This window comes from Ruegeria sp. CDSC025, assembly GCF_059610805.1.
The window spans coordinates 1-4,448 of sequence record NZ_JBXWOJ010000031.1 but is presented as its reverse complement, the minus strand read 5'-3'; the positions used below and the strand labels follow the sequence as shown (position 1 = coordinate 4,448).

Annotated in this window: 3 protein-coding genes; all 3 read right to left on the bottom strand. The window is 62.3% G+C overall.

The annotated features are described in order from the left end of the window. A complete protein-coding gene (gcvP, locus tag AC2FH8_RS20540; RefSeq protein WP_496690630.1) occupies positions 1-2,856 on the bottom strand; it encodes an aminomethyl-transferring glycine dehydrogenase in 2,856 nt (951 codons plus the stop codon). 113 nt (positions 2,857-2,969) lie between these two features. Continuing rightward, positions 2,970-3,335, bottom strand: a complete 366-nt coding sequence (gcvH, locus tag AC2FH8_RS20535; RefSeq protein ID WP_142640419.1) for a glycine cleavage system protein GcvH — start codon at positions 3,333-3,335, stop codon at positions 2,970-2,972. Positions 3,336-3,353: 18 nt separating this feature from the next. Then, positions 3,354-4,448: glycine cleavage system aminomethyltransferase GcvT (gcvT, locus tag AC2FH8_RS20530; RefSeq protein ID WP_496690629.1), on the bottom strand; the 1,095-nt coding region annotated here is incomplete at its 5' end.

The window sequence follows — 4,448 nt, the reverse complement described above, 5'->3', positions numbered from 1 at the left end:
TTACTCTGCGGCTTCTTCGTAAGCGTCCATTGGTGGGCATGTGCAGATGAGGTTTCGGTCTCCGTATGCGTTGTCGACGCGGTTGACGGGGGACCAGTATTTGTCGACGCCCATGGAGCCCGGGGGGAAGCAGGCCTGTTCGCGGGTGTATGGGCGGTCCCAGTCGCCGACCAGATCGCGCACCGTATGGGGGGCGTTTTTCAACGGGTTGTTCTCCGCATCGATCTTGCCGTCGATGATGTCCTGCGCCTCGGCCCGGATGGACAGCATGGCGTCGCAGAAGCGATCCAGCTCGTCCTTGGGTTCCGACTCGGTGGGTTCGACCATCAGGGTTCCGGCCACCGGCCAGGACATGGTCGGCGCGTGGAAGCCTGAATCGACCAGTCGTTTGGCCACATCGTCGACGCTGACATGGGCCGCCTCATCCAAAGGACGGGTGTCAAGGATACATTCATGCGCCACCCGGCCTGTTTCCGAGGTGTACAGGATTGGATAGGCGTCCTGCAGCCGGGCCGCGATATAGTTGGCGTTCAGGATCGCCACTTTCGTGGCCTGGGTCAGACCCGCACCGCCCATCAGCAGCACATAGGCCCAACTGACCGGCAGGATCGACGGAGACCCAAACGGTGCCGCCGAGACCGGACCGACGGCGGTGCCGTATTCCGGGTGGCCGGGCAGGTGTTCCTCCAGATGCGCTTTGACGCCGATCGGACCCATGCCGGGGCCGCCACCGCCATGCGGGATGCAGAAGGTCTTGTGCAGGTTCAGGTGGCTGACATCGCCGCCGATATCACCGGGGCGCGACAGGCCGACCATGGCGTTCATGTTGGCGCCGTCGATATAGACCTGACCGCCGTGATCATGGGTGATCTGGCAGACCTCCTGGACGGTGGTCTCGAACACGCCATGGGTCGACGGATAGGTGATCATGCAGGCGGCCAGATGGTCGGAATGCTTTTCCGCCTTGGCGCGGAAATCGGCGACATCAATGTTGCCCTTCTCATCCGCTTGCACCGGCACCACCTGATAGCCCACCATCTGGGCCGAGGCCGGGTTGGTGCCATGGGCCGAAGTGGGGATCAGGCAGACATTGCGATGCGCCTCACCCCGCGCGGCGTGATAGTTGCGGATGGTCAGCAGGCCTGCGTACTCGCCCTGCGCGCCCGAGTTGGGCTGCTGCGAGATCGCGTCATAGCCGGTGATCTGGCACAGCTTGTCGTTCAGATCGGCAATCATCTCGTGATAGCCCTGTGCCTGATCTTCGGGGCAGAACGGGTGCAGATTGCCGAACTCGGGCCAGGTGACCGGGATCATCTCGATCGTGGCGTTCAGCTTCATCGTGCACGACCCCAGCGGGATCATCGCCCGGTCCAACGCCAGGTCGCGGTCGGCCAGACGGCGCATATAGCGCGTGATCTCGGCCTCGGCCCGGTTCTTGTGGAAGATCTCGTGGGTCAGATATTCGCTTTCACGCAGCGCATGTTCCGGCAGGCGGTAGAGCTTGTTCGAGCTGTCATCCGCCCGATCGATGCCGAAGGCACCCCAGACGGCCTCGATGGTCTCGGGCCGGGTCTGTTCGTCCAGGCTGATGCCGACCTTGCTGTCGCCGACCTTGCGCAGGTTGACGCCGCGGGCCACGGCGGCCTCCATCACGACATTCTGCAGATGGCCGACCTCGACCGTGATGGTGTCAAAGAACACTTCCGGTTCCACGGCAAAGCCCGCCTCTTCCAGACCGGCGGCCAGGCGCGAGGTCTTGCGGTGCACCGATTGCGCGATGGCCTTGATGCCATCAGGGCCGTGATAAACCGCATACATCGACGCAATGACGGCCAGCAGCGCCTGCGCGGTGCAGACATTCGAGTTGGCCTTCTCGCGGCGGATATGCTGTTCGCGGGTCTGCAGCGCCAGGCGATAGGCCTTGTTGCCCCGGCTGTCGATGCTGACGCCGATGATCCGGCCGGGCATCGACCGCTTCAGCTTGTCGGTGGTCGCCATATAGGCCGCGTGCGGGCCGCCATAACCCATCGGCACGCCAAAGCGCTGGGTCGAACCGATGGCGATATCCGCGCCCATCTCGCCGGGGGATTTCAGCAGTGCCAGCGACAGGATGTCGGCGGCAACGATGGCAATGGCTTTATGTTCATGCAGCGCCGCGATCTCGGCGGTGAAGTCGCGCACATGTCCATGCGTGCCGGGATACTGGAAGATCGCGCCAAACACCGCGCCCGCGTCCATCGTATCCGGATCAGCCACCTGTACGTCGATGCCCAGAGGCTCGGCGCGGGTTTTGATCACCGCAATGGTCTGCGGGTGGCAGTTTTTATCGACGAAGAAAGCCGCGTTATTGGCCTTGGACCGGCCACCGCGCTTGGCCATCGCCATCGCCTCGGCAGCAGCGGTTGCTTCGTCCAGCAGGGATGCGTTGGCCACGTCCAGCCCGGTCAGATCGCTGACCATGGTCTGGAAGTTCAGCAGCGCCTCAAGCCGGCCCTGGCTGATCTCGGGCTGATAAGGCGTGTACGCCGTGTACCAGGCCGGGTTTTCCAGGATATTGCGCAGGATCGGCGCAGGCGTGGTGGTGCCGTAATAGCCCTGACCAATCAGCGAGGTCAGAACCTTGTTCTTGCTCGCCACCTCTTTCATGTGGAACAGCGCATCGCGCTCGGTCATCGCCGGACCCCAGTCCAGCGCTTCCTTCTGCCGGATCGCAGGGGGGACGGTGGCGTCAATCAGCTGATCCAGCGTCGTGAAGCCGATCACCTTGAGCATGTCGCGCATCTCGGTCGGGCTGGGCCCGATATGGCGACGGTTGGCAAAGTCATAGGCTTCGTAATCGGTGAGTTTGAAGGCCATGTGTAGCGCTCCTCAAGGAATGTCTCGCCCAGCCGCTCTGGCAGATGCCTCCGGCGGGAGTATTTGGAAAAAGATGAAGCCCGGGGCCCGGTTTCAGGGCCCCGGAATTGAAGTTACCCGATGAAGGCCTTGTAGCCGGCTTCGTCCATCAGATCTTCCAGCTGCGACGCATCCGTGATCTTGATCTTGTAGATCCAGGCCTCGCCCTCGGGGTCGTCGTTCAGCGCGCCCGGATTGTCGGCCAGCGCCTCATTGACCTCGACGATCTCGCCATCAACCGGCGCATAAAGCTCGGACGCCGCCTTGACGGATTCGATCACGCCAATCTCGCCACCCTTCTCGAACTCGTCGCCTGCTTCCTGCTGTTCCACGAACACCACGTCGCCCAGCTGTTCAGCCGCGTGTTTGGTGATGCCCAGCGTCGCGGTATCACCCTCGACGGTCAGCCATTCGTGCTCTTCGGAATAATAGGTTGCCATGTTGTCTCTCTCCTGACTTCAACGCTTGTAATTCTGGGTGACAAAGGGGGTGGCCACAATCTGTGCCGGTTGCGGCTTGCCCCGGATGATCAGGTTCACCGCCGTACCCGGTTCGGCATGATCCGCCGCCACATAGCCCATCGCCACAGGTCCACCGACCGTCGGGCCAAACCCGCCCGAGGTGATCTGACCGATTGTATTGCCCTGCGCGCACTGAATGTCCACGCCCTGACGCGCCGGTGCCCGGCCTTCCGGCTTGATGCCCACCAGCTTGCGCGCGGGACCCTCGGCCAGTTCTTTTTGAATGCGGTCGGCCCCCGGGAACCCGCCCTCTTCCTTGCGGCGTTTCTGGATCGCCCAACCCAGGCTGGCCTCGATCGGCGAGGTGCCCTGGTCGATGTCATTGCCATACAGGCACAGCCCCGCCTCCAGCCGCAGGCTGTCGCGCGCGCCCAGGCCCGCCGCCTCGCAATCCTCATGCGCCAGGAAGGCCTTGGTGATTTCTATCGCACGGTCCTCGGGGATCGAGATCTCGTACCCGTCCTCGCCGGTATAGCCCAGACGCGAGATCCGGCATTCGGCCCCCAGGATGTCGGCAACAACGGTTTCCATGAACTTCAGATCCCGCGCCGCAGGGCAAAGCGCACCCACCACATCCTCGGCCTTCGGTCCCTGCACCGCAACAAGCGCGCGGTCAAAGATCTCGATCACCTCAACCCCGTCCAGATTGTCGCGCATATGCGGAATATCCTGATGACGCAGCGCCGCGTTCACCACCACAAAGAAGTGATCCCCCGCATTCGACACGATCAGATCATCCATGATCCCGCCATCCGAATTGGTGAAAAATCCATACCGCGCCTTGCCAGGCTTCAATGTCGCATAGGCCTGCGGGCACAGAGCCTCAAGCTTGGCACCAACATCCTCACCCCGCAGGATCACCTGACCCATATGAGACACATCAAACACCGCCGCCTTCTCACGACACTGCGCATGCTCACCCATAATCCCCAAGGGATACTGAACAGGCATCTCCCAGCCCGCAAAATCAACCAACTTCCCACCCAACTCAACATGCAAACCATGCAAAGGCGTGCGCCTAATATCCGTCAT